General features: G+C 61.5%; 23 protein-coding genes, 1 other RNA gene and 1 pseudogene. 6 read left to right on the top strand and 19 right to left on the bottom strand.

Features of this window, described 5'->3' with window-relative positions:
• Window positions 1-14 precede the first annotated feature (14 nt).
• The 5 genes from OEG79_RS12200 to OEG79_RS12220 all read right to left on the bottom strand — a co-directional run bounded on the left by OEG79_RS12200 (window position 15) and on the right by OEG79_RS12220 (window position 3,839).
• Window positions 15-1,361: a glutamine synthetase family protein gene (locus OEG79_RS12200; RefSeq protein ID WP_264145281.1), complete on the bottom strand. Its 1,347-nt coding sequence runs from the start codon at window positions 1,359-1,361 to the stop codon at window positions 15-17.
• A 29-nt stretch (window positions 1,362-1,390) separates the two neighbouring features.
• Complete coding sequence (locus OEG79_RS12205) at window positions 1,391-1,948, bottom strand: helix-turn-helix domain-containing protein (protein WP_264145282.1); 558 nt, start codon at window positions 1,946-1,948, stop codon at window positions 1,391-1,393.
• Window positions 1,949-1,964: 16 nt separating this feature from the next.
• The gene (locus OEG79_RS12210; protein ID WP_264145283.1) at window positions 1,965-3,254 is read right to left on the bottom strand and encodes an NAD(P)/FAD-dependent oxidoreductase; all 1,290 of its coding nucleotides are present in this window, start codon (window positions 3,252-3,254) and stop codon (window positions 1,965-1,967) included.
• A gap of 118 nt (window positions 3,255-3,372) precedes the next feature.
• Window positions 3,373-3,672: an antibiotic biosynthesis monooxygenase family protein gene (locus OEG79_RS12215; protein WP_264145284.1), complete on the bottom strand. Its 300-nt coding sequence runs from the start codon at window positions 3,670-3,672 to the stop codon at window positions 3,373-3,375.
• A gap of 20 nt (window positions 3,673-3,692) precedes the next feature.
• Window positions 3,693-3,839: a hypothetical protein gene (locus OEG79_RS12220; protein ID WP_264145285.1), complete on the bottom strand. Its 147-nt coding sequence runs from the start codon at window positions 3,837-3,839 to the stop codon at window positions 3,693-3,695.
• A gap of 324 nt (window positions 3,840-4,163) precedes the next feature.
• Between OEG79_RS12220 and OEG79_RS12225 the strand changes: the two genes are divergently transcribed.
• Window positions 4,164-5,105: an AraC family transcriptional regulator gene (locus OEG79_RS12225; protein WP_264145286.1), complete on the top strand. Its 942-nt coding sequence runs from the start codon at window positions 4,164-4,166 to the stop codon at window positions 5,103-5,105.
• 85 nt (window positions 5,106-5,190) lie between these two features.
• Here the strand turns inward: OEG79_RS12225 and OEG79_RS12230 are convergent, their stop codons facing one another.
• From OEG79_RS12230 to ltrA, 6 genes are all read right to left on the bottom strand, one after another.
• On the bottom strand, window positions 5,191-6,339 hold the full coding sequence (locus OEG79_RS12230) for an acyl-CoA dehydrogenase family protein (protein ID WP_264145287.1): 1,149 nt from the start codon (window positions 6,337-6,339) through the stop codon (window positions 5,191-5,193).
• Window positions 6,340-6,405: 66 nt separating this feature from the next.
• The gene (locus tag OEG79_RS12235) at window positions 6,406-6,984 is read right to left on the bottom strand and encodes a DUF4157 domain-containing protein (protein ID WP_264145288.1); all 579 of its coding nucleotides are present in this window, start codon (window positions 6,982-6,984) and stop codon (window positions 6,406-6,408) included.
• A 28-nt stretch (window positions 6,985-7,012) separates the two neighbouring features.
• Window positions 7,013-7,612: a recombination mediator RecR gene (gene recR, locus OEG79_RS12240; RefSeq protein WP_264145290.1), complete on the bottom strand. Its 600-nt coding sequence runs from the start codon at window positions 7,610-7,612 to the stop codon at window positions 7,013-7,015.
• A 252-nt stretch (window positions 7,613-7,864) separates the two neighbouring features.
• A complete protein-coding gene (locus OEG79_RS12245) occupies window positions 7,865-8,191 on the bottom strand; it encodes a YbaB/EbfC family nucleoid-associated protein (RefSeq protein ID WP_003240957.1) in 327 nt (108 codons plus the stop codon).
• Window positions 8,192-8,217: 26 nt separating this feature from the next.
• Window positions 8,218-10,323 (bottom strand): DNA polymerase III subunit gamma/tau, encoded by a 2,106-nt coding sequence (dnaX, locus tag OEG79_RS12250; RefSeq protein WP_264145291.1) that lies wholly within the window; start codon window positions 10,321-10,323, stop codon window positions 8,218-8,220.
• Between the two features lie 163 nt (window positions 10,324-10,486).
• Window positions 10,487-12,220: a group II intron reverse transcriptase/maturase gene (gene ltrA / locus OEG79_RS12255; protein WP_264145292.1), complete on the bottom strand. Its 1,734-nt coding sequence runs from the start codon at window positions 12,218-12,220 to the stop codon at window positions 10,487-10,489.
• A gap of 494 nt (window positions 12,221-12,714) precedes the next feature.
• Here ltrA and OEG79_RS12260 point away from each other — a divergent pair.
• From OEG79_RS12260 to OEG79_RS12270, 3 genes are all read left to right on the top strand, one after another.
• Window positions 12,715-13,883, top strand: a protein-coding gene (locus tag OEG79_RS12260) for an IS3 family transposase (protein ID WP_264145293.1) whose coding sequence is annotated in 2 segments (ribosomal slippage) — window positions 12,715-12,976 and window positions 12,976-13,883 — 1,170 coding nt in all. Because the reading frame shifts where the segments join, the coding sequence is not laid out codon by codon here.
• Between the two features lie 1,073 nt (window positions 13,884-14,956).
• Window positions 14,957-15,178 carry a hypothetical protein gene (locus tag OEG79_RS12265; protein WP_264145294.1) on the top strand — a complete coding sequence of 74 codons (222 nt, stop codon included), beginning with the start codon at window positions 14,957-14,959 and terminating at the stop codon, window positions 15,176-15,178.
• Between the two features lie 53 nt (window positions 15,179-15,231).
• On the top strand, window positions 15,232-15,519 hold the full coding sequence (locus OEG79_RS12270; protein WP_264145295.1) for a DUF3509 domain-containing protein: 288 nt from the start codon (window positions 15,232-15,234) through the stop codon (window positions 15,517-15,519).
• A gap of 255 nt (window positions 15,520-15,774) precedes the next feature.
• Here the strand turns inward: OEG79_RS12270 and ffs are convergent.
• From ffs to OEG79_RS21300, 3 genes and pseudogenes are all read right to left on the bottom strand, one after another.
• Window positions 15,775-15,871: signal recognition particle sRNA small type (gene ffs, locus OEG79_RS12275), an RNA gene on the bottom strand.
• 104 nt (window positions 15,872-15,975) lie between these two features.
• On the bottom strand, window positions 15,976-16,755 hold the full coding sequence (locus tag OEG79_RS21295; protein WP_413247544.1) for a methyl-accepting chemotaxis protein: 780 nt from the start codon (window positions 16,753-16,755) through the stop codon (window positions 15,976-15,978).
• 126 nt (window positions 16,756-16,881) lie between these two features.
• Window positions 16,882-17,610, bottom strand: a pseudogene (locus tag OEG79_RS21300) (MCP four helix bundle domain-containing protein); the annotation flags it as partial.
• Window positions 17,611-17,935: 325 nt separating this feature from the next.
• On the opposite strand from OEG79_RS21300, the gene OEG79_RS12285 reads away from it, so the two are divergent.
• Window positions 17,936-18,214: an HU family DNA-binding protein gene (locus OEG79_RS12285; RefSeq protein WP_264145297.1), complete on the top strand. Its 279-nt coding sequence runs from the start codon at window positions 17,936-17,938 to the stop codon at window positions 18,212-18,214.
• A 50-nt stretch (window positions 18,215-18,264) separates the two neighbouring features.
• Here the strand turns inward: OEG79_RS12285 and OEG79_RS12290 are convergent, their stop codons facing one another.
• The 3 genes from OEG79_RS12290 to OEG79_RS12300 all read right to left on the bottom strand — a co-directional run bounded on the left by OEG79_RS12290 (window position 18,265) and on the right by OEG79_RS12300 (window position 21,252).
• Window positions 18,265-18,774 (bottom strand): cupredoxin family protein, encoded by a 510-nt coding sequence (locus OEG79_RS12290; protein ID WP_264145298.1) that lies wholly within the window; start codon window positions 18,772-18,774, stop codon window positions 18,265-18,267.
• Window positions 18,775-19,434: 660 nt separating this feature from the next.
• On the bottom strand, window positions 19,435-20,037 hold the full coding sequence (locus OEG79_RS12295) for a glutathione S-transferase family protein (RefSeq protein WP_264145299.1): 603 nt from the start codon (window positions 20,035-20,037) through the stop codon (window positions 19,435-19,437).
• A gap of 48 nt (window positions 20,038-20,085) precedes the next feature.
• Window positions 20,086-21,252 carry a PLP-dependent aminotransferase family protein gene (locus tag OEG79_RS12300; protein ID WP_264145300.1) on the bottom strand — a complete coding sequence of 389 codons (1,167 nt, stop codon included), beginning with the start codon at window positions 21,250-21,252 and terminating at the stop codon, window positions 20,086-20,088.
• An 82-nt stretch (window positions 21,253-21,334) separates the two neighbouring features.
• Here OEG79_RS12300 and OEG79_RS12305 point away from each other — a divergent pair, with 82 nt between their 5' ends.
• Window positions 21,335-21,856 carry a MarR family winged helix-turn-helix transcriptional regulator gene (locus OEG79_RS12305; RefSeq protein WP_264145301.1) on the top strand — a complete coding sequence of 174 codons (522 nt, stop codon included), beginning with the start codon at window positions 21,335-21,337 and terminating at the stop codon, window positions 21,854-21,856.
• A gap of 48 nt (window positions 21,857-21,904) precedes the next feature.
• Here the strand turns inward: OEG79_RS12305 and OEG79_RS21305 are convergent, their stop codons facing one another.
• Together OEG79_RS21305 and OEG79_RS12310 are read right to left on the bottom strand one after the other, a co-directional pair.
• Window positions 21,905-22,051 (bottom strand): hypothetical protein, encoded by a 147-nt coding sequence (locus tag OEG79_RS21305; RefSeq protein ID WP_413247505.1) that lies wholly within the window; start codon window positions 22,049-22,051, stop codon window positions 21,905-21,907.
• Window positions 22,051-22,551: a hypothetical protein gene (locus tag OEG79_RS12310; protein ID WP_413247506.1), complete on the bottom strand. Its 501-nt coding sequence runs from the start codon at window positions 22,549-22,551 to the stop codon at window positions 22,051-22,053. The genes OEG79_RS21305 and OEG79_RS12310 overlap by 1 nt, the downstream gene beginning before the upstream one ends.
• Window positions 22,552-22,638 lie beyond the last annotated feature (87 nt).

Below are 22,638 nucleotides of genomic sequence, written 5' to 3' on the forward strand. Positions count from 1 at the left end.
TTCGATCCGGGACATCACAGGTACCAGCGGTATTCGCGCGGGCTGATGTCGTGCATGAAGGCCAGGTGATCCTGGCGTTTGTTCTCGCAATAGACCATGACGAACTCGCTGCCGAGGCCGGTAGCAACGCACTCGCTGGCCTGCATGCGGCGCACGGCGTCGAGCATGTCCTTGGGAAAGTCGACGCCGCTGGCACGGTCGTCATTGAGCGGTGCGATGGGCTCGGCCTTGGCATCGAGCCCGTGTTCGATGCAGGTCAGCAGCGCCGCCAGCACCAGATAAGGGTTGGCATCGGCACCCGGCAAACGGAACTCCAGGCGCAGATTGCGCGCGTCCGACTCCGGAATGCGCACACAGGCGTCGCGATCCTCGAAGCCCCAGCTGGCCTTGCTCGCCGAATTCACCTGGGCACCGAAGCGGCGGTAACTGTTGTGGTTCGGCGCATAGACCGGCATCAGCTCCGGCAGCAACTCCAGACAGCCGGCCACGGCGTGGCGCAACGGGCGCTGCTCATCACGGGCCAGCAGGTTGTCGCCGGCCTCGTCGTAGAGGCTGACGTGGATATGCATGCCGCTGCCCGGATACTGCAGATACGGTTTGGCCATGAAGCTGGCGCGATGGCCGTGTTTGAGCGCCACACCTCGGGTCAAGCGGCAGAACAGCGCCGACCAGTCGGCCGCCTGCATCGGATCGGCGTTGTGGCTGAAGTTGATCTCGAACTGCCCCGGGCCGATCTCGGCGGTGATCACCGTGGTATCGATGCCCTGCAGACGCGCGGTCTGGCTGATGTCATCGAGCACGTCGGCAAAGCGCGACAGGCGCTCGATATGCATGTTCGGCTGGTCATCGGCGTCGCCGCTCAGATCATCGCGCGGGTACTGCGGCAGACCGTCCTTGAGCGCCTTGTCGAACAGATAGAACTCCAGCTCGAAGGCCACCACCGGACGAATACCGCGCGCGGCCAGGCGCTGTACCACGCGCGCCAGCACCTCACGCGGTTCGAACTCGATGGGCGCGTCGGTGCCATCGGAGCTGATCAGCATCTGCCCCAGCGGCTGGCGCTCCCAGTTCACCAGCTTGAGCGTGCCGGGAATCAGCCGCCGCGGTGCATCCGGATCACCATCGTGGAAACAGTAGTCACCGATTTCGTAGAGCCCGCCCTGGGCACCGAGCAGCACGCAGTTCTGCGGCAGCTTCAGGGCGCTGCCGGCGGCGACCTTCTCCAGCATCTCGATGGGATAGCGCTTGCCATAGAAGTGCCCGGGAATGTCTAGGCAGATCAGGTCTACGAAGCGCACCTCGGGGTGGGAATTGCGGAATTGGCGGACTTCGTCGAGCAAATCGACTGGGGTGGCGTTCATTGTGATTATTTCCGGTTCACGAAAAAGGTTCAGGTATAGATCCACAGCACGCGCGCCGGGGTTTCACCCTGGTTGGCATAGCGCAGCCGCGCGTAACTCGGCACCTGGAAGGCATCGCCGGGGTACAGGGTGGCGCTTTGTTCGTCCTCGCCCAGCCATAGTGTCAGCTGACCCTCGATCACGTAGCCGGCCTGCTCCGAGCGGTCGCTCATCTGCCGCTCGCCACTGCTGGCCCCGGGCTCTAGCAGGCTGTCGACCACCATGAAGGCGCCCTGCAACGTCGGCGAGGCCATGATGTCGGTAATGCCACCGCCCAGGTACAGGGTGCGGCGCTCGTCCGGACGAGTGACCCAGTCCAGCGCCTTGGGCTTGGGCAGGTTGTAGAAGTAGGTGGTGGGTACGTCGAGCGCCTCGCTGATGGCCGTCAGGTCCGCCACCGTCGGCCGCGATAGGCCGCGCTCGACCTGCGACAGAAAGCCCACCGAACGGCCGATGCGCTCGGCCAGCTCGTTCAGGGTCACCTTCTTGTGCTTGCGCAGGTCGTGGATCAGGACGGCCAGCGCCGCCATCTCTTCGTGCTTGTCCATCGTCAGAAGCCGCTCATCAGAAATGATCCCGCAGGCGATACCAGGCCTTGCCGATGGCTTCCAATGGAGCTGCCAGGCGTTCGCCAAACGGGAAGTCGGGATTGCGCAGTTGCTGGTACAGCGCCAGTTCGTCGCCATCGCCGAGGATGGCATCGCTGACCGCACGCGCAGCCGCCAGGGTCGGCAACACGCCATGACCGGAGAAACCCTGTAGCCAGTAGCGACCATTCTCACCGCCGATATCCGGGGTGCGGGCGCGGGTAACGTCGATATGGCCGCCCCAGGCGAAGTCGATGGCCACTCCTGCCAGTTGCGGGAACACGCGTTCGAGAAAAGGCCGGGTCGCCGCGGCCATATCCCTGGGCAGGCCGCCGAGATAGGTGCAGCCACCGCCGAACAGCAGGCGGTGGTCCGGTGTGCGGCGGAAGTAATCGAGAACGAACTGGTTATCGGTGATGCAGGCGTTGCGCGGCAACAGCGCCTCGGCACGTTCGGCGCCCAGCGGCTCGGTGGCGATCTGATAGGTACCGACCGGCAGGATGCGTCGCGCCAGGCGTGGCTCCAGGCTGTCGATATAGGTGTTGCAGGCCAGCACCAGCTGCTCGGCCTGCACGCTGCCCTGCTCGGTATGCACGCGGTAACCACCGCCATGGGCGTCCTGGCTCAGCGCACGGCTCTGCTCGAAGATCTGTCCACCGGCGCGGACGAAGGCCTCGGCCAGGCCGAGTGCCAGCTTGAGCGGGTTCAGATGCCCCGCTTCGGGATCGTACAGACCGGCGCGATAACGCTCGCTGGCGACCCACCCCGGCATCTGCTCGCGGGAAACGAACTGCAGCGCACGGTGCCCCCATTTGTAGGCGGCCTGCTCCTGCCATTCGTGCAGCATCGCCACGCGCCTCGGCAGCACCGCCGTCCACAGATGGCCACGGCGGTAATCGCAATCGAAGCCATGGCGCTGTGGCAGCTCACGCAGCTCATGGGCGGCCCAGGTCATGCTGTCCCACAGCCGGCGGGCTCGCTCGATGCCAAGCGCCTTCTCCAGCGGCTGCATATCGCAGGACCACCCCAGGATCGCCTGCCCACCGTTGCGCCCGGAGGCGGCCCAGGCGACGCGGCTGGCCTCCAGCAGAATCACGTGCCGCCCCGCCTCGGCAAGACGCAGAGCAGTATGCAACCCGCTGAACCCGGCGCCGATGACCAGCACATCGCACTGCAACGCCCCCCGCAGCACCGGATGGTGCGTCAGACGGTCTCTGCAGCTATGGGCGTAGTAGCTATCGACATGTTCATTGGAGTGGCGAAACATAGAAACTCATGAAATTTAAAATAATTAATTTCATGAAAATCTATAGAGATAAATTCACAAAGGCAAGTCGGGCAGTTTGGAGATGCCCCCTGCCACATGGATGCTATCTGGCGCGACCTCAGGCGACCTGCTGTTCCAGCTCCACGGCACACTCGAGATGGGTGAACAGCCCCTCATCTATCGCTTGCGCCAAAATCAGGCGCACGCCTTCACTACCGAGGAAAGCGTCTCGCGCTCCAGCGGAGCGCCACTGCCCTTCCACCTGCCAGGTCAGCGGATCACTGCGCGAGGGAAAAATCTGCAGGCGCAGGCAACCGGGCATGTCTCGCCCCACCTCATCCAGTCGAGCCAGGCACTGCCCCAGACGTATCGAGCGATCCTGGCGGGCGCGAAGGGTCATACGGTGAATGATGCTCATGGCAACCTCCTGGAATTGAATCAGTACAGACCTGCAGCATTTCGCTGCAGTACATGGGGCGCTGCTTGCGGTTCGGCGAAAGCGGCATCGCCAAGGGCTCTGGAATCGAGCCAGGCCGTGGCGAGCAGCAAGAGCGTCAGCGGCGCGATCAGCCATTTGCTGGACATGGGGGCTCCCTGATCACTGGTTGGGCACCGCTCAGCGGTGACGGGACTAATGCATGTATTCAGGCCAAGGCAGAGGCTCGGCGCGATGGCTACAGAGATTAGCGAGCAAGTCACCGGGTCGTTAGTCGATTACTGGCATATTCTTGCCTAAAACTGCACAACCACGAATCGAATGGCTCAGACATGAGGAGTGGAACGACTGCTTGAAACACTCTTCATCGCTAGGCATTTGCCCATTACTGGCAAATATTTGCCTAATCCTGCCGACTTCATGACTTGCCTGAAAAACCGGGATAGGCTTCGCTGACTTCCCGGAGGCGCGCCATGCAGTCACACACCGCCACAAACCTCGACACTCCTCTTGCCGAACTCAGCCATGAAATGGCCCGCCTCGTTGAGCGCTTCGTGCCCGAGGACGGCCTGCACCTCACGGCAATTCCCGGCCTCAAGCTGGCACGCGCCACATCGCCCAGCCTGCCGATTCAGACGGTCTACGATCCCTGCCTGTGCATCATCGCCCAGGGCCGCAAGGAGATCCGCCTCGGCGATGAACGCTATGTTTACGATCCACTCAATTACCTGGTGGCCTCAGTGGTGCTGCCGGTAACCGGCCAGGTGATCGAAGCAAGTCCCGAGGCGCCCTACCTGAGCATTGCCCTGGAAATCGACCCGGCACTGATCAGCAGCCTGCTCACCGAGATGCCGCCCATCCCGGCGCCTGACGCGGCGTCGCAACGCGCGCTGTTCCTCGACCGCCTCGACCCGCGCCTGTTGGATGCGGTGATCCGCCTGCTGCGCCTGCTGGAAACCCCTCGAGACATCGCCATGCTGGCGCCTTTGGCGCTGCGCGAAATCTTCTATCGCATGCTGCTCAGTCCACAGGGACATCGCCTGCATGAAGTGGTGATCGCCGACAGCCAGAGTCAGCGCATATCCCGCGCCATCGAGTGGCTGCGCAAGAACTTCGATCAGCCGCTGCGTATCGAGGAGCTGGCCCGCGAGGTGAACCTGAGCCCGTCAACCCTGCATCACCGCTTCAAGGCCGTCACGGCCTTCAGCCCGCTGCAGTACCAGAAGCAACTGCGCCTGCAGGAAGCCCGCCGCCTGATGCTCTGCGACAACCTCGAAGCGGCCGCGGCCAGCTACCGCGTGGGCTATGAAAGCCCCTCGCAGTTCAGCCGCGAGTACAGCCGCCTGTTCGGCGCCCCGCCGCAACGCGATATCGCCCGTCTGCGCCAGGTCACCCAGAGCCAGGTCGCCTCCTGAGCACTCGTGTCCGCAGGAGGCGCTTTGGCGGCAAGCCTTGTGAAGCTGCGGGAGGATCGCGCCGGCAGTCACTCCCGCGGCCCGATCAGAGCCCCATCTGCTTGGAGATGATCTCGTTCATGATTTCCCGCGTGCCGCCGCCGATGGAGAGGATGCGATTATCGCGATACAGCCGTTCGACCCGGCTCTCGCGCATGAAGCCCATGCCGCCGAGGATCTGCGTGGCGTCGTAGACGATGCGGTCGGAAACGTCGGTGGCGAAGTTCTTGGCCATGGAGATCTCCTTGACCACGTTCTTGCCGGCCGCCATCTTCGCCGCCTGGCGATAGGTGAACTCGCGCGACACCTCCAGCTGGGTAGCCATCTCCGCCAGGCGATGCTTGAGCACCTGGAACTTGTGGATCGGCTTGCCGAATGCCTTGCGCTCACGTGCCCAGGCCAGCGCGTCTTCCAGCGCCATTTCCGAGGTGACGTTGGCCATCAGCGCCAGCGCCAGACGCTCGCTCTGGAAGTTGGCCATGATCCCGGCAAAGCCCATGTTCTCCATGCCGATCAGATTCTCCACCGGCACCCGGCAGTCATCGAAGAACAGCTCGGCGGTATCCGAGCACCACCAGCCCATCTTCTTCAGCTTGCGGCCGACACTGAAACCGGGGGTGTCCTTCTCCACCAGCAGCAGGCTGACGCCACCAAAGCCTTCACCACCGGTGCGCACCGCCACGGTGTAATAGTCGGCGCGGGTGCCGCTGGTGATGAAGGTCTTGCTGCCGGTGATGCGGTAGTAGTCGCCATCGCGGACCGCGCGGGTCTTAAGGTTGGCCACGTCGGAGCCGCCACCCGGTTCGGTAATGGCCAGGGCAATGATCTTGTCGCCGGCCAGCACCTCGGGCACCACACGGTCACTAATGTGCGGCTTGGCCCACTTGAGCACCGGCGGCAGGCCGATGTCCAGCGAGCACAGGCTGGAGACCAGGCCGGTGGAACTGCTGCGGATCAGCTCTTCACTGGCGGCAATCTTGGCGAACAGGTCACCCTCGTGACTACCGCCCAAATGCTCGGGGAAGCCGATGCCGAGGATGCCGGCGTCACCCGCCTTCTTGTACAGCTCGCGGGGAAACTCTTCAGCTTCCTCCCACTCATCGATAAAGGGCAGGATTTCCCGCTCGACGAAACGCCGAACGGAATCACGAACCATTTGGTGAGACTCATCGAAATAGGACTGAAGGGCGGCCATGCGGGTACTCCCGTTATTGTTTTCGCCACCCTAACCTAGCGCTTGCTTGGTTTTCAAGCGGGCGTTTCAATTCTGCTCACGCAACGCCTTTCTCACCCGCTCGCCCATTTCGTAGGCCGGCCCTTCAACCGACTGGAAATCACGAGTGTAACGCCGAGCGAATCCATCGCTGCCCCACTCGCGGTATTGCTGCACATGCCAGAGTTCATGCGCCCAGAGCACAGGATCCTCGGCAGCCGCTTGCGCATCGCGAAACACCACCACGTCGATCAGGGTAACGGCCTGCACGTCCGGGTTCTGCAGCATGACCGTTGCGGCGTCCATCTCCTCGGTAATGCCTACGCGAAAGCGCACGGCATCGAGCAACGCCTCGTCATAGAACGGCGCCAGTTGCGCGCGAATCATCAGGGGGATGGGCTCGGTGCCCGCCCGCACCGCTGCCTGGCGCGATTGCAGCAACCAGGCCTCCAGCCGGGCAGCAGCCAGGTTCAGGCCGTCTTCACGGACACGCACCGGATCGGGAACACAAAGACAGGAGCCAGCCAGACACACCTGAATCTGACCACTCGGGCATTGCGCCTGAGCGACCAGAGGCGCGCCCAGCAGGAGCGGCAGAGCGATACGACGCAGGATGTCAGTGATCACAGCCACTCCGAACGGAGGATCTGACAGCTTACAGACTGATCGGACGGCGCCCGGCCAGGGCATGAGCCAGCGTGCCGCCGTCGACCAGTTCCAGCTCGCCGCCCAGTGGCATGCCGTGGGCAATGCGCGAGGCGACCAGGCCCTTGCCCGCCAGGATCTGCGCGATGTAGTGAGCGGTGGCTTCGCCTTCCACTGTGGGGTTGGTGGCCAGGATCACCTCGCTGAAGGCACCGGCATCGATACGTTCGAGCAACTCGGGAATGCCGATGGCCTCCGGCCCCAGGCCATCGAGCGGCGAAAGATGTCCCTTGAGCACGAAGTAACGGCCACGGTAACCGGTCTGTTCCACCGCATGCACGTCCATTGGCCCCTCGACCACACAGAGGAGACTGTCATCGCGCCGCTCGTCGAGACACAGCTGACAGACCTCATCCTCGCTCAGACTGCGGCAGCGCTTGCAGTGCCCCACACCTTCCATCGCCGCATTGAGCGCCTGAGCCAGGCGCTGACCGCCACTGCGATCACGCTCGAGCAACTGCAGCGCCATGCGCTGAGCCGTTTTCTGGCCCACGCCGGGCAGGATGCGCAGGGAATCGATCAACTGACGAATCAGGGGGCTGAAGCTCATGGCGTTCCTACAGGTTGAAGGTCCGGGGGCACCCCTGGGAAACAGGGCATACAGGATGCCCGGATTGCATCCGGGCTAGACACTCACCCATCTGGCTTGCGCGTCTTTAACACCACCCAATCCGGAGGGGGCGATCAGACGGTATGCAATACAAGGCGCGAAAGGCCCCGAGCACCGGAGTTTACGTTTGTAAATGAGGATGCTCGGGGCCTTTCGCAACGCAGTAGTGCGTGCCGGCTGGGCATCACATGCTCAGAAGGGCATTTTGAAGCCGGGGGGAAGCTGCATCCCTGCAGTCATGCCGGCCATTTTTTCCTGGCTGTTCTGCTCGACCTTGCGCACGGCGTCATTGACCGCAGCGGCAATCAGGTCTTCCAGCACTTCCTTGTCTTCCTGCATCAGGCTGTCGTCCAGGGTGATGCGCTTGACGTCATGGCGACCGGTCATCACCACGCTCACCAGGCCGGCACCGGACTGACCGGTAACTTCGGCATTGGCCAGCTCTTCCTGCATTTTCTGCATTTTTTCCTGCATCTGCTGGGCCTGCTTCATCAGGCCTGCCATGCCACCTTTCATCATGTCGGTATCCTCGGTATTCGGGGGTGTTAGCTGGGGGTATCGATAGGTTCGATGCTGTCGTCGCGCACCTTGGCGGCGAACTGTTGAATCATCTGCTGCACCAGCGGGTCGGCATGGATCGATGCCTCGGCGCTGCGCTGGCGTTCCGCACGGCGACGGGCAGCGGCCTGCGCCGGGGTTTCCTGCTCGGGCTTGCACAGTTCGATACGCAATCTGATGCTGCGTCCCTGCTGCTGGTTCAGGGCATCGTTGAGACGGCGCTGCTGGGTCGGATTGAACAACGCACTGTGCGCCGGATCCAGGTGCAGCAGCCAATCGTCGCCATTGGCTTCGATCAGCGTGCAGTTGGCCGCGATGCTGCCGGTCATGCCGCCCAGGCCGAGCTGCGGGAACAGCGCCAGCCATTCTGCTGCCAGTCCGGTAGCGGGTTTGGCTGCCGGCAGGGGTTCTTCGACCACCGGTGTTTCGGCTTCGGGCTGGCCGAAATCGTAGTCGAGCGCTTCGGCGTCCATTTCGACATAGTCGTAGTCGCCGGGTGGCGGCTCATCATCGCCACTGTCCGCATCCGCCACGACCTGCCCCATCGCGCCCGCAACCGGCATCTCGACCGGCGTCGGTTGCAAGGGCGCGGACGGCATCGGCTCGCTCTGAACAGGCGCAGGCGCCTCGACGCGTACCTCGGGCAGAGAAGGAGCATTGATGTCTGTCGGCTGGGCCGGCTCAGTGGTAGCCCACGGCACATCGACCGCAGCCGCCCCGACCGGCTCTGGCTCTGGCTCTGGCTCTGGCTCTGGCGGCAGGCTGGCAGCCGGGGATTCGACTGGCGCAACCGGCTCGCTCACAACCGCAGCGACACTCGGAGCAGGCGCTACAGGGCTGGGCTCAGCCGCAACCACCGAGACAGGCGCAGGCGACGCGGCAACAGGGGCAGCGGCAGAAACCACGGGAGCCGGCATAGCGGTGCCGGCCACTGGGCTTTGTCGGGAATCAGCAGTGGCCTGGCTGATCCCCAAGGGCTTTAGCACGACCTTGGGCGCGTCATCGGCTCCAGCCGGGCGGAAGGCCAGCATGCGCAACAGCACCATCTCGAAGCCACTGCGCGGCTCAGGCGCAAGCGGCAGGTCACGACGGCCGATCAGGCCCATCTGGTAATAGAACTGAACGTCTTCGGCCGGCAGCGCCTGGGCCAGCTGCAGCACGCGCTCACGGTCACCCTGGCCGTTGTCGACCGCTTCCGGCAACGCCTGGGCAATCGCCACGCGGTGCAGCACGTTGAGCATTTCCGAGAGCACGCCGTTCCAGTCCGGCCCCTGCTCTGCCAGGTGGCGCACCGCCTCGATCAAGGCGCGTGCATCGCCTTCGATCAACGCGTGCAGCACACCATAAACCTGGCCGTGATCCAGCGTACCGAGCATGGCGCGCACATCGGCAGCCAAGACCTTGCCTTCACCAAAGGCGATGGCCTGATCGGTCAGGCTCATGGCATCGCGCATCGAGCCGTCGGCAGCACGGCCAAGCAGCCACAACGCGTCGTTCTCGAACGGTACGTTCTCGGCAGTGAGCACGTGGGTCAGGTGTTCGACCACCCGCTCCGGCGGCATGTTCTTCAACGAGAACTGCAGGCAGCGCGACAGCACGGTGACCGGCAGCTTCTGCGGGTCGGTGGTGGCAAGCAGGAATTTGACGTGAGGTGGCGGCTCTTCCAGGGTCTTCAACAGCGCGTTGAAGGAACTGGTGGAAAGCATGTGCACTTCGTCGATCAGGTAGACCTTGAAGCGACCACGACTCGGCGAATATTGCACGTTGTCGAGCAGCTCGCGGGTGTCCTCGACCTTGGTGCGGCTGGCAGCGTCCACTTCGATCAGGTCGACGAAGCGGCCTTCGTCGATCTCCCGGCATACCGAGCAGGTGCCGCAAGGCGTGGAGCTGATGCCGGTTTCGCAGTTAAGGCACTTGGCGATGATCCGGGCGATGGTGGTCTTGCCCACACCGCGGGTGCCGGTGAAAAGATAGGCGTGGTGCAGGCGCTGGCTGTCCAGAGCGTTGATCAGGGCTTTGAGCACATGGGTCTGGCCGACCATTTCGCGGAACGAGCGCGGACGCCATTTTCGTGCAAGAACCTGATAACTCATGGAAAACCGTCATGTGAGGAAAGCAATCGGGTAGGGACAGACCATTACTGGCCCGCCCCCCCCTAAGAACCGTACGTGCGGCTTTCACCGCATACGGCTCAAGCTTACGAAAAACCAAGTAGCTTGGCCGGCAACGTACGAAGTGTTGCGTCGGATTCTACAGCTATAAGCCGCTGAATCGTAGAGTTACCTCTTGGCGCTGGCTGTGAACCAGCGCGTGGCAGTTGGGATGAAGCAGGGTGCGATTACGTAAAGTATCCGAGCCGCCGTCCACACGCCTGATGACGTGGTGATCGTGCCAGCCCGTTTCCTTACTCACCGCTTGCCCGCAAAGGGCACAAAGCCCCTTTTGTCTGCGGAAGATACTGAGTATCTGCCCCCGATAACGCAGCTTGTGCTGCATCCGTTGAACTCTCAATGCCTCCCACTTCAGCTCGTGCTCCACATCATAGGGGTTGTAAGCCCCAGGTAGACGCTTGTGACGCACGATTGCGGTTCCCGCCAACTGGTATAGCCGGCGGTACTGCTTTTCTCCCTTACCATTCTTGTAGGGGTACGCGAACACCCAGTTCTGCCCGCCTATGGATCGGAAGTATTTATTCCTGATCCAATCAGCCGACTTCCTTGGATGCCTCCGTTTCGCCCACCTCCAGATTCGCCAAAAGATCAGATAATCCAGCTTGCTGAAGGTTTGTTTTGCCACGACCGGGGAATGGTATTGTGCCCACCCCTTCAGTACCGGGTTCAGTTGGCCGATCAACGCTTCCTGCGTCAGTGCCCCACTACTTTTGATGATCTCGCGCACCTTCCGATACAACGCCGAGGCGTTCTTCTTCGAGGGCTTGATCAGCAGCTTGGCCTTCCTGCGTGGTGACTTCGGCACGTACTTCCTGAAATTCCACCCCAAGAAATCGAATCCTTGGTGAATGTGCGTGATGCGCGTTTTCTCCCGAGATAACTCAACCCCTCGTACTGACAGGAATTGCTCTACCCAGGGCTTGACCTCTTCCTCCAGCAGCTCTTTCGAGGCCGCCAGGATCACGAAGTCGTCCGCATACCGTACACACTGCACCTTGGTCTTCTCGGCCTTCTTGATGCCTAGCTTCTTCGCCAGATGACGTTTCAGCTGAGTTTCCAGACCGTTCAGAGTGGCATTGGCCAGACAGGGCGAAATAATTCCACCCTGCGGCGTCCCGGCTTCCGTTGCCATGAGTTGTCGCCGGTCGATAACCCCGGCTTTTAACCACTTGCGCAGTACCTTGGTGTCCATCGTAACATTTCGGCATAGCCACTCGTGGTTGATGTTGTCGAAGAAGCCCTTGATGTCCCCCTCCAGAACCCAGGCCGGTGCCACTTCGGGCGCCAGCAGGTGGAAAAGTTCAACCATGGCATCAGCGGTCGATCGGTCAGGCCGGAAGCCATAACTTTTCGGGTCGCTGGTGCTTTCTATTACAGGCTCCAACGCTTGCAGATGCAGCGCCTGCATGGCCCGATCCAACATCGTCGGGATGCCCAGCGGGCGCTCCTCCAGCTTACCGGGTTTCGGTATCCAGACCCGCCGTAGCGGTTTGGGCCGATAACCCCGTTGTTTCGACAGACTTCCCACAGCACGGAGCTTGGCCTGGGGCGATCCCCAGGTTTCTCCATCGACGCCCGGAGTCTTACGACCCCGGTTCTCCGTGACTCGTCGTACAGCCAAACAGCGGCCGTAAAACGAATAGGTCAGCATCCGTTGCAGGCGTTTAACCCTGCGCCAGTTACCTTCCTGTGTTGCCTCCGCAATCTTTAGCTGCGTTTTCCGAACGGCTTGCTGAATGGTGGCCCAATCAAGATCGTGCCAATTCATCACTCCGCCGGAGGGCGCAGACGCGACCGGTGTTGCTGGTTGCGTTTTCATACAGTCCTCCTGAGATGAACGACATTCAGGACGGACTACTCCCCTATGGGCAGTAGTCGCCCATAGGGTCGTTTGGTTATCGCTGGAATCAGCGGCTCTTCTTGCGCTCGTAAACCAGATGCACGTCAGCCAGGGTTGCCCCTGCCGGTGATGTTTCAACCGGTATGCCACCCATTACAGGCAGCCATTCGCTTCTTGCATCCTCCCATTCCCCACACCCATCAGCGCCCCTTGCGGTTTGCCTGCCTGACCATGCTGCTGGTCAGGCGAGTGGTCGGGATTGCCACGTTCCCCGAGTCGCATCTATTCCCCGTTTAGGCTTCGTCTTTCCCCCGGTAGTCGTATTGGTACCGCAGCGCATCATCCCACTGCGCTGTCCGACTACATGCCGATTTTGGCTAAGGCCAATAATTGCCGTAGGCCTATCCGTGTAGTGGTCTACTAACCCCAGACACCCATTTAGGGCGAGAATGCTCGCCATACAGAGGTGTTCGATGAGCAGACAACGACGTACCTTCACCCCGACTTTCAAGCGAGAGGCTGCCAGCCTGGTGCTCGACCAAGGCTACAGCTGTCCCGAGGCCGCCAGATCTCTCGATGTAGGTGAGAGCTTATTGCGCCGCTGGGTTACCCAGTTGCAGCTGGAGCGCGGGGGCGTTACGCCCACTGCCAAGGCGCTCACACCGGAGCAGCAGACCATTCAGGAGCTTCAGGCCCGTATCAACCGGCTGGAGCTTGAGAAGAAAATATTAAAGGAGGCCACTGCGCTCTTGATGGCCGAGGAACACGGGCGCAGACGTTGAAGTCGATTCGGCAGTTGGTAAAGCACTACCCTGTTCAACTGTTGTGTTCAGTCTTCGAGCTACCCCGGTCTTGTTATTACGCCCACTTGGCCCGGCGGCGTCATATCGATGTCCGCCGAGTGAACCTACGCAGTCGTGTCAACGAGCTGTTCAACCAAAGTCGTGGCTCAGCGGGCAGTCGCAGTCTGGTTGCCATGCTGCGGGATGAAGGCGTTAACGTCGGGCGTTTCAGAGTCAGAAGATTGATGAAGGAACAAGGACTGATCAGCAAACAGCCCGGTTCTCATGCGTACAAGAAGGCCACGGTCGAGCGCCCCGACATTCCCAATGTGCTTGATCGCAAGTTCACCGTGGCTGCGCCAAACAAGGTCTGGTGTGGCGACATCACGTATATCTGGGCAGAGGGTCGATGGAGCTATCTGGCGGCGGTCTTGGACTTGTACAGCCGCAGAGTGGTGGGTTGGGCGATGTCCGCCAAGCCTGATGCGGAACTGGTCGTCAAAGCGCTCGACAGGGCTTACGAGATGCGTGGCAGACCACAAGGCGTGCTGTTTCACAGCGACCAGGGCAGCCAATATGGCAGCCGGGGTTTCCGCCAACGGCTCTGGCGCTATCGGATGATTCAGAGCATGAGCCGAAGGGGAAATTGTTACGACAATTCGCCCATGGAGCGGCTGTTTCGTAGCCTGAAAACGGAGTGGGTGCCGACAGTGGGTTACATGACGACAGCGTTGGCCGAGCAGGACATCGGCCGCTACCTCATGCAGCGGTACAACTGGATAAGGCCGCATCAGCACAACGGCTTCGTACCGCCGGCGGTTGCGGAAGAAAAACTCAATTCTGTGTCCGGGAATTGTTGACCACTACACCGTAGTTACGAAGGTTCAGGCGACGATTCACATGCGTTAGCCATGCGGGTTGGGTCATTAGCCTCGTTACGTCCGTGCAATTCGGACGTATAGCGTTCTCCGTCACCGGATAACACCCTCATAAGAGCGAGACATTGTTAATCGAGCTTCACACCCCAGGGTTGGCCCCTGACGCATGCCGATCAAATGAACTGGCAGGTACATGCCAGGCTCGGTGCTTCCTATACAAGCGAAGTTGAGCAATGCGATTCGGAGCTTTTCGCTCCGTGCTTGGTTCAACACCCTACAACGTCTCACGACGGTGAATTGGCTCACTGCCGGACGTGCGAGGGTGAGTTCTGCCCGGAGGGCAAATTCACCCTCGGGTCAGACATTTTTAGTAACAATTCGATGATGGCTGAACGTTACTATCCTGTTTCTGTAACCGCTCATTGACCCATTTTAGGGTTTGAACAGATACAGCTTTTGTTATCCATCCCCGCCAAAACGAAGCGTTTCCAGGGTGTGGATTAACCAGGCTGAGCCGGTTTGTTGACTGCTTTTCTGGCTTAAACCCCCTGATAGCAAGGGATTCAGGTGCCTAGGCGCAGTGACCTAACCAAGTCCGGCACGTTCAACGTGTCGCACAAGTGGGCTAATCCTAGCGGAGCAACCGGCAAATTGCATCCGCCAACCGAGCCCCTTGGAGGCCGTGCATGGACTCGGCAAATAGCGCTGTTCAAATCTTGAACAATGGCGTATCATCCGCTCCGTTCGTACCACGCTGCAAGTCACAAAGGCCATCGCGCCTCCTCGCTGGTTTCCCGGTTCAACGTCTAGCGCACCACGCGCTACCGCCCTCCCAGATCCCACCTGCTGACTGATCAGGCCAACTCACCGCTCGTCGGTGCTGTTTCTCTGCCTGCCTCCGACGTACAGACCACGCCGAAGAACCGTAACAATGGAACTTTATCGTGCTCATAAAGCTCCGAATGGTTTACTTCCTTAGGCCGCGTTTCGGCCGACCTCATGGAGCAATACCACGCGCATCGAAGCGCACTGTTTTAAGGACATACCTAGAAAAAATGAATACTCAACATCAGATCCAGAAAGCCATCAGCACCCTGACTCACGCCTTCGCCCCGTTCGATTGCCGCATCCAGGCCGCGCGCAAGGGCAGCTTCAGTTTTACCCTGGTCGACAAGACCGGCATCGCCCAGTACAGCCAGCGTCTGTACCCCGGCCAGTACTGCGACGAATCGCTGCAGCAGGTCATCGAACGCACCCGCCAGTCGCTGATTGCCTGAACCATCGCCCCGCCCGACGGTCCAAGGAAGCCAACCATCGGGATGGAGTAGATATGGAACTCAACAACCAGCAACTCGTCGACCACCTGTTCAATCCGCTGCGTGCCAGCTTCAGCTCGCCACGCCCGGATGGCAGCATCGTCCTCGCCTTGCTCGACGAGAGCGACAGCACCGTCTACAGCCGCGTTCTGGCCAGACTACAAATGGATGACCAGGACGCCTTCGCGCAAAGCCTTGAAGAGATCCGCCTGGAACTGGCGGTACGTGCAGGCAACATCCCGGCCGACCTGCGCAAGACGCTCAAGGAGCAGGACAGCGTGCTGAATTACCGCAATGCCTGATGCCATCGACGCCGCCGAAGCCCGTGCCACTGCACGGGCTTTTTATTGCGCGCAGGAAATGGGTGGAACCCGGCCTCGGCCCAGGGAAAAGGCGGACGCAGAACTCCGGACACCACAATCCTGAAATAGAAGATCGAGTGTCGAGATAACCAGAGGCAGGAAGGGACGGAGGACACGGTGGATCACCCTTTGGATCATCGGCGTGATCAGAGAGAAAAACCGTCTGAAATCATGGAGATATGTAATGGAGGTGGACCCTACCAGCCACACCCCGGCACTCGATGTCACCGCTGCGGCTGCTCCCTTCCGGGCCTGACCGGGTTCACGGCTGATCAATGCGAGGGGACCGGCAGGGCCACCATAACGCTGCCCACCATTGCGATGGGCCGCGCCATTGTAACGACTAAACGCAAACTTACAACCGCTTCAAACACTTAGATACGTCAGCCGGCCACCTCATACGCGGAAACGCCCCACCAGTTGAGCCAGACCAAGAGACAGCTCGGACAGGTGCTGGCTGGCTTTCGTACTCTGCTCGGAGGTTTGCGCCGCTTCGTTGGACAGGTCGCGAATATCGCTGATGTTGCGTGCGATTTCTTCGGTCACGCTGCTCTGCTCCTCGCACGCCGTGGCGATCTGCGCAGCCATGTCGTTGATCCGCTGCACCGAATCACCGGTCACACTCAGCGCCTGATCCACTCCGGCCGCCTGTTCCACGCTCTGCCGTGCCCGGGCGCTGCCTGAGTGGGTAGCCTTGACTGCGTTCTGTACGCCGATCTGCAGGCGCTCGATCATCTGCTGAATGTCCTTGGTCGAGTCCTGAGTACGCGCGGCCAAGGCCCGCACCTCATCGGCCACCACTGCGAAACCGCGCCCCTGTTCCCCGGCACGCGCCGCCTCGATGGCCGCGTTGAGCGCCAGCAGGTTGGTCTGCTCGGCAATGCCCTTGATCACCGCCAGCACGGCCCCGATGTTGGCTGTCTCCTGCTCCAGCGTCTGAATGGTGTCGGAGGCGCTCTCCACCTCCTGCGCCAGCTGACGAATCGAATCGATGGTGGCACTCACCACCTGCGCACCTTCGCGCGACTGGGTCTCGGCATGGCGCGCCGCATCGGCAGCATTCTGCGCGTTGCGCGCGACCTCGTGCACCGCCACGCTCATTTCGGTAGCGGCCGTGCTGACCTGATCCACTGCGGCGTGCTCGCTGCTGATCAGCCGGTCATTGGCGGCCGCCATCCCCGCCAGGCTCTTGGCCGAATCCGCCACCTCACCGGTTACTCGCCCGACCTCCCTGATCAGTGGCTGCAACTTGTCGAGGAAGCGGTTGAAGGCATGGCTGAGCTTGCCCAGTTCATCCTTGGACAGGACGTCCAGGCGCACTCGCAGGTCGCCATCGCCATCGGCGATCTGTTCGATGCGGTAGAGCAGATTGTGCAACGGGCGCGTCACCAGCAGCGGGAAGCCCACCACCAGTACCAGACACACCAGCAGGCCGATGACGATAATCGCGCCCTGCTGCCAGGCCAGCGCCTCACCCCGTGCGATGGCCTCGGTGCCGACCGCATTGGCGGCACCATCTTCCAGCTCACCCAACTTGTCGATGGCACTACGGGCCTCCTCGAACTGCGCTTCGCTGTCGGCGAAACTCAAGCGGCTGGCCGCATTGGGGTCAGTATTGGCCATTTCCAGGACGCGCAGCGAGGTGGCCTTCCAGCGTTCGAAACCACGGTCGAATTCCGCCACCAGCGCCAGCGCGTCACTGCCAGGCTGCATCGCCGCGAACTTGTGCACCCGGTCATAGGCCTGCTGCAGGTTCTCTGCATGCGCAGCTCGCAGCTCGGCAGCATGCGCGCCGGAGTCCTCGTCAAGCAGGCTGCGCTCGGCAACGAATGCCTGATAGAGATCGCGGTCGGCATTGAGCAACAGGCTGATGGCAGGCAGGTGTCGATTGGTCAGTGTGGTGCTGGAGTCGGCGACCTGGGTGATGCCGCGCATGCCCAGCGCCCCCATAGTTACCAGCAGCACCGCCAGCAACAGAATCGGCACTGCAATCTTCCAACGGAACCCCAGATCGGTGAACGCGCGCAGCATAATGGCACTCCAACATTAGACAGGTATCTGAAGCTTAGTCGAGCCTTGCCAAGTCGCCGTCTGGCTGCAAGAAACAACGCCGGCAGCAATCAGGGCGGTTGCCCCGACAGGCCATGCCCAGCGCCGCGCGGCGCCGGAAACCCGCAGGCCGATGCGTTTTTTGGTCGCACACCGGAACAACAACGAGCGATGCGACACTAAGCCCTATCGGAAGTGTCTGCTGCGGCACTGCCGAGCCGTACCTTTTGTGCTAGCGTTCCCACGTTTTCGGCTGTGCAGCCCTGTCTGCTGCGCCGAACCTCTCACCTGCAAATGGAGTTACATCATGGCAATCACCAAAGACCAACTGATCAGCGACCTGGCCGAGGCCGTATCCCTGCCGAAAGCCACTGTGCGCACCCTGATCGATCAGCTGGGCGAAATTGTCGGCGACGCGCTGGAAAACGACGGTGAGATCACCCTGCCGGGTATCGGCAAGCTGAAAGTGACCGAGCGTCCGGCCCGCACCGGCCGCAACCCGCAGACCGGCAAGAGCATCGAGATCGCAGCCAAGAAAGTGGTCAAGCTGGTGCCTGCCAAGGCCCTGAGCGACGCGCTGAACTGATTCAAGGTCAGGCCGCGCCCCGTCCGGATCGCGGCCTTCCCCTTCCCGACCTATTCGGCCAGCACTTCGATGCTGCCGCGCATGCCGGCCTGATAGTGCCCGGCAATCAGGCAAGCGAACTCGAACTCGCCCGCCCGGTTGAACGTCCAGATCATCTCGCCCCGCGTTTGCGGCGCAACATGCGCCATATACGCCTCGCCATGCGCCATGCCCGGTGCCTTGAGCATCTCGGCAGCATGCTCATCCAGCGTCTGTCGTGTACCCAGGACGAACTCGTGCATCAGCCTGCCATCGTTGCGATGAATGAAGCGGACGGTCTCGCCCTGCCTGACCTGCAATTTCGCCGGAGTGAAACGCATGCTGTCATCCATGCGGATCTCCACGGTACGGTCGACCTGACCGGCCTGCCCGGCGATACCCCAGGGTTTCTGCTGCGGAGCATGCTCCATCCTGCTCATGGCGCCATGTCCGGCGTGGCTGTCTTCATGTGCCTGGGCGTACGAGGTGCTGAGCAGCGCAACCAGTAACAGGGCTGGTGCGCAGTAAGAGGCTCGTTTCATTTATCCATCTCCGATTGTTCGTATCGTTCGCACCCGACTGGGCAGGAACGGCAAGCCGGCCGCTAGAGCCGGCTGTGGTAACGCGGTAAAGCGATTCGATCAACAGGAAGAGAAACGAGGGGGACGCTCGGGTGTATCCGGCACTATCGAGAGCAGTCGCTCATTCGGCAAAGGAGGCGGATGGGCACTATGCATCTGCCCGGCGTGGGCCAAGGGTAGGCCGATCACCACGGCACTGACGCAGAATGCACAGAGGCTGCAGGAAGTGGCACCGACCGGATGATTCGTTCCGGGTATCGAACTGTCCGCGTCCGTGATCGCGGCATGCTCACTGCAGTGAGCGGGCATCTGGTGCGTTGCATCACCGTCGTGCGCCGGCTGGCAGTTTTGCATGGCGAACGCAGCCATTGCCTGAACGGGCAGGGCCAGCATCAACAGGCCTACAAGGGCGGTACGCAGCCATTTACGCATGAAGAAGGACAAGAACCCGTGCAAACCCGGACGCCCGATTATCCACTGCGTCCTGGTCAAAGGCCACCTCCCGGCAGCTTGACGCCAGTGCAAGCGTCATAGCGCAAAGAAAGCCAGGCTTGCTCCACACCAGCTAGAACAGCCCGGCGGCCTGCCGCCAGCTTGGGCGCAGACCGTCGAGATGATTGATCAGCCCTGCATGGTCACGTGACGCGGGTGACTGGCAACGCGCTCGAGCCAGGCGCGGATCGCCGGGAAAGCCTCGAGACTGAAGCCACCCTCCTCGGCTACATGGGTATAGGCATACAGGGCGATATCGGCGATGGAGTAGTTCTCGCCGACCAGATAGGGTGTGTTTTCGAGCTGCTGCTCCATCACTTTCAGGGCCTTGTAGCCGAGCTTCAGGCAGCGCGCATGCTCTTCACGACGCTCTTCGGGCATGCCCTGATAAAGCTTGATGAAACGCGCCACGGCGACATAGGGCTCGTGACTGTACTGTTCGAAGAACTGCCACTGCAGCACCTGAGTCCGCAGGCGCGGCTCGCTGGGCAGGAAATTGCTGTCATCGGCAAGGAAGTTGAGTATGGCGTTGGACTCCCACAGGCAGGTGCCGTCGTCCAGCTCCAGCACCGGAATCTTGCCGTTGGGGTTCTTGGCCAGGAAGGCTTCGCTCTGTGTCTCGCCCTTGAGAATATCGACGTCGATCCACTGGTACGGCTTGCCCAGCAGATGCAGCATCAGCTTGACCTTGTAGCAGTTGCCCGAGCGGTAATCACCGTAGACCTTGAACATCGCGTTGCCCTCCCCGTCAAACCTCGCGGCAATCTCGCCGCCTGAAAATCAAACCGCTGCCGCGCCCTGCGCATCGCGGATCACCGCCGCCAGCCGGCGCAGCCCTTCGCCCAGACGCTCCGGCGACACGTGGCTGAAGTTCAGTCGCAGGTGGCCGGGGTTGGCATCCGGATCGATGAAGAACGGCTCGCCGGGCATAAAGGCGACGTTCTGCGCCAGCGCCGCGTCAAGCAGCGTGCGGGTGTCCAGCGGCTGCTTCAGGGTCAGCCAGAAGAACAGGCCGCCCTGCGGAATTTCCCAGGTCGCCAAATCACCGAAGTGCTCCAGCAGCGCCGCCTGCATGGCGTCACGGCGAATGCGGTAGAAGTCTCGCAACTCGGCCAGGTGGCCGCGGTATTGCTCACTGCCCAGCCACTGCATCGCCTGCCACTGGCCGATACGGTTGGTGTGCAGATCGGCCGACTGCTTCAGGCGCAGCAGATGCGGATAAAGATCCCTGGTGGCGATCAGGTAGCCGACGCGCAGCCCTGGCAGCAGCGTCTTGGACACGGTACCGGTATAGATCCAGCTGGCCTTCTTCATGCGGCTGACGATGGGTGTGGCACTGCCGGTATCGAATACCAGTTCGCGGTACGGCTCGTCCTCGATCAGGGTCACGCCGAACTCGTCGAGCAACGCCGCTACCGCTTCACGTTTGGCTTCGCTGTAACGGGTGCCGGACGGATTCTGGAAAGTCGGGATCAGATAGGCGAAGGCTGGCTTGTAGCTTTCCAGACGCTGGCGCAGAGCTGCGAGCTCGGGACCGTCGGCCTCCTGCGGCACGCTGATGCAATCGGCGCCGAACAGCTGGAAGGCCTGCAGGGCCGCCAGGTAGGTCGGCGCTTCCAGCAGCACTTCGGTGCCCGGATCGATGAACAGTTTGGACGCCAGATCAAGAGTCTGCTGCGAGCCGCTGACGATCAGCACCTGGCTGGCGTCGCAAGGCACACCCAGCGCACGCGCCTCGGCAGCAATGGCTTCACGCAGCGCCGGCTCGCCCTCGCTCATGCCGTACTGGCCCATGCTCGCCGGCATTTCTGCCCAATCCACCTTCGGCAGCATGGGTTCGGCGGGCAGACCACCAGCGAACGACATCACCTCAGGACGTTGCGCCGCAGCAAGAATTTCACGGATCAGAGAGCTTTTCAGGCGGGCGATGCGTTCGGAGAAGGCCATGGAATGTCCTGGGTGCAAAAGTCGTTGGAATTAAGTCAAACTGCTTGACCGAAACTACGCCGCCAACCAGAGATACGTCAATATGACTGACCTAAAAAATTTCCCCGGGAAATTTTTAACGTCGCCTGCCGAGGATGCGCAGGCAGGCCGTCAGGGCTCGCAAGTCATCAGGAATGCCGCTGCTCAGCAGGCTGCAATGGAAGCCTTCTTCTTCGGTTATCAGGCCTTCACTGCCAAGCCCGATGAGATGCTGGCCAAACGCGGCCTGTCACGCGTGCATCACCGCATTCTGTTCTTCATCGCCAAATATCCGGGCCTGAACATGACAGAACTGCTCGGCTATCTGGGCGTGAGCAAGCAGGCGCTGAACATGCCTCTGCGCCAGCTGATCGAAATGAACCTGGTACAGAGCGAAGCAGCCGCAGACGACAAGCGCAAGCGCCTACTCGGCTTCACCGCCGAAGGCGCCAAACTGGAACAGGCCCTGCGCCGCGAACAGGCGCGTCTGCTGCAGCGAGTGTTCGCCGAAGTGGGTGAAGAGGCGGTACGGGGTTGGCTGGCGGTCAACCACGCCCTGGCGCGCACACGCCATGAACGCACCTGAGCCTGGGGCTGCCAGCTGCAATCGCTGGCGCGTGTAGGGGAGCCACGCTCAGCTCGCCTTCGCCCGCACCTCTGCAGCCCCTCTGAAGAACACCAGCATCAGCGTCACACCGGCACCCAGCAGGGGCAGCAGTGCGAGCAGCATCAACAACACACTGGCCAGCATCAGCCCGCCGACGATATCGAGCCAGGCCATTACCTTGAGCGCCGGATAAGGGTATTGCAGCCTGAGCAGACGATTCCCAGCCAGGCGGTGCTGATTCCCGTCAGGCACAGCAACGCCATGTAACTCAGCGTTTGCCAGCCAGGAGCTGTAAACAGCTGCTCGCCGAACAACAGGTCAGCCAGTTCCAGCAACAGGGAACCTGCCAATACGGCCCATACCGGCAGGCTCAGGTTGCGCGCAGCGAAACGGGCTTCGGCAAAGGCCTTCAAGCGCAGCAGCAGGTAGCAGCCGAGCAGTACCAGCATCAGCCCCAGCCAGTCGGTGAAGGTGAACAGCAACTCGGCCTCATACGCTTCCAGCAGCGAGCCGGCGAACAGCAGCCCGACCAGCAGGGCATTGGCCAGCACCGAAACCAGCGCCAGCCAACCCAGCACCTGCAACTGCCTGGCACTCCAGCCAGGCAATGCCTGCTCGCCGGTTCCGTCGAGCAACTCCACCTGCGGTGCACTGTAGGGATTGTCCGGTTGCATCGCCTTAGTCCTTGCGGCAAAAACCCGAGGCTAACCAGCGGCGCAACGCTTGACCAGACTGTACGGCTCAAGCCGGCCATGGCTGTA

The sequence above is a fragment of the Pseudomonas sp. Z8(2022) genome (assembly GCF_025837155.1).
Classification (GTDB): Bacteria; Pseudomonadota; Gammaproteobacteria; order Pseudomonadales; family Pseudomonadaceae; genus Aquipseudomonas.